At 72.5% G+C, this 3,739-nt stretch carries 4 protein-coding genes and 1 tRNA gene; 3 read left to right on the top strand and 2 right to left on the bottom strand.

The features are described 5' to 3' along the window. Positions 1–87: 87 nt before the first annotated feature. Positions 88–915 (bottom strand): undecaprenyl-diphosphate phosphatase, encoded by an 828-nt coding sequence (locus PLP61_RS15680; protein WP_324503690.1) that lies wholly within the window; start codon positions 913–915, stop codon positions 88–90. 121 nt (positions 916–1,036) lie between these two features. Here PLP61_RS15680 and PLP61_RS15675 point away from each other — a divergent pair, with 121 nt between their 5' ends. Together PLP61_RS15675 and PLP61_RS15670 are read left to right on the top strand one after the other, a co-directional pair. Further along, on the top strand, positions 1,037–1,990 hold the full coding sequence (locus PLP61_RS15675) for an aldo/keto reductase (protein WP_324503689.1): 954 nt from the start codon (positions 1,037–1,039) through the stop codon (positions 1,988–1,990). After that, positions 1,987–2,226, top strand: a complete 240-nt coding sequence (locus PLP61_RS15670; RefSeq protein WP_324503688.1) for a DUF5703 family protein — start codon at positions 1,987–1,989, stop codon at positions 2,224–2,226. Before PLP61_RS15675 ends, PLP61_RS15670 begins: the two co-directional genes overlap by 4 nt. 8 nt (positions 2,227–2,234) lie before the next feature. Here PLP61_RS15670 and PLP61_RS15665 read toward each other — a convergent pair whose 3' ends face one another. Next, positions 2,235–3,569, bottom strand: coding sequence for a M20/M25/M40 family metallo-hydrolase (locus PLP61_RS15665; protein WP_324503687.1), 1,335 nt, complete (start codon positions 3,567–3,569; stop codon positions 2,235–2,237). A 79-nt stretch (positions 3,570–3,648) separates the two neighbouring features. Here PLP61_RS15665 and PLP61_RS15660 point away from each other — a divergent pair. Beyond that, positions 3,649–3,737, top strand: a tRNA-Leu gene (locus PLP61_RS15660). The last annotated feature ends 2 nt before the right edge of the window (positions 3,738–3,739 follow it).

The following is a 3,739-nucleotide window of genomic DNA, read 5'->3' as shown; positions in this document are numbered from 1 at the left end:
ACGACCCGCCCCAGTCACGCACCCCACCCGGCGATTTCGCAACAGCCACCAGGTGGCGGGGATCTTCCGCGCTGTGCCGGTTCCGGGTCAGGTGGCCGACGCCCACCCGGTGCCCAGCGCCAGCAGCACGGCGCCGCCGACGAGGAGCCGGTAGGGCACGAACCACACGATGGTGTGGTGCGCGACGAAGCGCAGCAGCCAGGCGATGGCGGCGTAGGCCACCACGAAGCTGACCAGCGTGCCGACCACGGTCTGGCCGATCCCGATGTGGCTGCCCACGACGTCCTTGAGCTCGAACAGGCCGGCAGCGGTCAGCGCGGGGATCGAGAGGTAGAAGCTCAGCCGGGTGGCGGTGACGCGGTCGAGGTTCCGCAGCAGCCCGGCGGAGATGGTCGCCCCGGACCGCGACACGCCCGGCACCAGCGCGAAGCACTGCACGAGCCCGATCACGAAGGTGTCCTTGAGGGTGAGCTGACGCTCGCCACGGTCCTGCCGGCCGCGCGACTCGGCCACCACCATGACCGCGCACCAGAAGATCAGCGAGGCGCCCACCCACCACAGCGAACGCAGCGGCCCCGAGATGACGTCACGGGCCAGGAACCCCACGACGCCGATCGGGATCGAGCCGACGATGATGAACCAGCCGTAGCGGTGGTCGAACGAGCCGCGGTACTCCGGCCGGACCAGGCCCTTGGCCCAGGCCACCGCGATGCGCCGGATGTCGCTCCAGAAGTAGATCAGCACGGCCGCGATCGCGCCCATCTGGATCACCGCGGTGTACGCCGTGATCGCAGGGTCGTCGACAGGAAGGCCGAGCATCTTCTCGACCACGGTGAGGTGCCCTGTGCTGGAGACCGGGAGGAACTCGGTGAGGCCCTCGACGATGCCGAGGATGATCGCCTCGAAGTAGGTCATCGGTGTCCTTCCAGCGGTCCCAGCAGCCGTGTCGGGCACCCGGCCGGCGCCCAGCCTACGCAGCCATCGCCGACGGCGAGCCGCAGACGCCCCGCTGGTGGGGGCTGGCTAGTCTCAGCGCATGCAGCAGCGCGCGCTGGGCCGCACCGGCCTGAAGGTCTCGCGTCTGGGCCTGGGCACGATGACCTGGGGTCGCGACACCGACGAGCACGAGGCGCGCGACCAGCTCCTCGCGTTCGCCGAGGCCGGTGGCACCCTGCTGGACACCGCCGCCGCGTACGGAGACGGTGCCTCCGAGGAGCTGCTGGGGGACCTCCTGGGGGACGTCGTGGCTCGCGACGAGGTGGTCCTGGCCACCAAGGCTGGGGTCTCCCGTCGCAGCGGTCGACGGGTCACCGACTGCTCCCGGGGCACGCTGCTGGCCACCTTGGACGCGTCGTTGCGCCGGCTGGGCGTGGACCACGTGGATCTGTGGCAGGTGCACGTGTGGGTCGAGGACACCCCGTTGGAGGAGACCCTCGCAGCGCTCGACCACGCCGTGTCCTCCGGGCGGGCGGCCTACGTCGGCGTCTCGAACTACTCGGGGTGGCAGACCGCGCAGGCGGCCACCTGGCAGCGGGCCGTGCCGGGCCGGGCACCGCTCGCGTCGACCCAGGTCGAGTACTCCCTGCTCAACCGACGGGTCGAGGCCGAGGTGCTGCCGGCGGCGCGGGCGCTGGGCCTGGGGGTGCTGCCCTGGTCGCCGCTGGGGCGGGGGGTGCTTACCGGCAAGTACCGGACCGGTACCCCCGCCGACTCGCGCGCCGCCTCCACTGACCTGGCGCGGTTCGTCGAGGCCTACCTCGACGACCGCAGCAGCAGGGTCGTGGAGGCAGTGGTCCGCGCCGCGGACGGCCTGCAGTGGAGCCCCCTGCAGGTGGCGCTCACCTGGGTGCGGGACAGACCCGGGGTCACCGCGCCGGTGGTGGGTGCCCGGACCACCGCGCAGCTCCGGCAGGCCCTGTCAGCCGAGGAGCTCACCCTGCCCGGCGAGATCGCCGAGGCGCTCGACGACGTGTCCGGGACACCCGGATGAGTCCCCGTGCGGACCGACGAGCCCCGGGACGTGGGGTGGAGTGGGAGTTCCAGCGGCTCACCCTCCCGCGCGAGCTCTCCCGGAACGTGGTCACCAGGCTCCTGGTCGAGCGCGCCGAGCACGGCGGCTGGGAGCTGGACTCCGTCCGGGTGTCGCCGGACGGCACGAGGCGGGTGGTGCTGCGCCGCAAGATCATCCGGCTGCGGCCCACGCTGCACCTCGCACCGCAGATCTGAGCGAGTCGTCAGACCAGGTCGAAGAAGCGGTCCAGGACGCGTGTGCCGAACTCCAGCGCCTCTGTGGGGACCCGTTCGTCGACGCCGTGGAACAGCGCGGTGAAGTCCAGGTCGTCGGGCAGCCGCAGAGGCGCGAACCCGTAGGTGCGGATGCCCAGCCGGCCGAAGTACTTCGCATCGGTGCCGCCACTCATCAGGTACGGCGCGACCAGCGCCTCGGGGTCCTCCGCGAGCAGCGACCGGGTCATGGCGTCGACCAGCGCTCCGTCGTACGGCATCTCCCACGGCGGCTGGTGGGCCACCGCCTCGACGGTGACCGCGTCGCCGCAGAGCCGGGCCAGGGTGTCGAAGAACTCGTCCTCGCAGCCGGGCAGGAACCGGCCGTCCACGTGGGCGGTTGCCTCGCTGGGCACCACGTTGACCTTGTACCCGCCGCCGAGCATCGTCGGGTTGACGGTGTTGCGCAGCACCGCCCCCAGCATCCGGGCCGCGCCCCCGAACTCCTCCACCAGCGTCTCGGCGTTCGCCGGGGTCGCCTCGACGCCGGCGAGCTCCCCGACCGACGCCAGGAGGACCTCCATGGTCGGCGTGAGCCGGACCGGCCAGTCGTGGCTGCCGATCCGGGCCACGGCGGCGGCCAGGGTGGTGACGGCGTTGTCGTGGTTGATCATCGACCCGTGCCCCGCCCGGCCCCGGGCGGTCAGGCGGAGCCAGGCCATGCCCTTCTCCGCGCTCTCGATCAGGTAGACCCGGCGCCCACGGACGGGGACGCTGAACCCGCCCACCTCGCCCACCGCCTCGGTGCAGCCCTCGAACAGGTCCGGGTGCTCGCGCACCAGCGGGTCCGCACCGGCGGCGCCCCCCGCCTCCTCGTCGGCGGTGAAGCACAGCACCACGGGGCGTGCCGGGTCGGCTCCGGCTCGGGCCCGGGCCCGCACCACCGACAGCACCATCGCGTCGAAGTCCTTCATGTCGACGGCGCCACGCCCCCAGACGTACCCGTCGCGAACCTCGCCGGAGAACGGCGGCACCCGCCACTCCGAAGCCTGGGCCGGCACCACGTCGAGGTGTCCGTGCACCAGGAGCGCGTCCCCGGCGCCGCTCCCCCACCGCGCCACCAGCTGGGTGCGCCCCGGTGCGAGCTCGTGCAGCTCGCTGGCGATCCCCACCTCGTCGAGCAGACCGGCGACGTGCTCGGCCGCCGCCCGCTCGCCCGGACCGCTGTCGTCGCCGTAGTTCGATGTGTCGATCCGGATCAGGTCGCTGGTCAGGCCCACCACCTCCGCGGCCGGGTCGTAGCCCGGGTCGGTGCCGGCGTCGGGGTCCTCGGGGACGGCGCGCATAGCGTCCATCCTGGCACCCCGAGCCGGTTCTCCCGATGCGCGCCCTCGGGGGGTGTTTTGCTACAGTTCCCCCGCACTCGTCCGGGTGGCGGAATTGGCAGACGCGCTAGCTTGAGGTGCTAGTGCCCGTATTAGGGCGTGGGGGTTCAAGTCCCCCCTCGGACACCACG

It is taken from the genome of Nocardioides sp., from assembly GCF_035429765.1.
Lineage (GTDB): Bacteria > Actinomycetota > Actinomycetes > Propionibacteriales > Nocardioidaceae > Nocardioides.
Note: the sequence above shows the minus strand (reverse complement) of the source record. Positions and strands in the feature narration are given on the sequence as shown.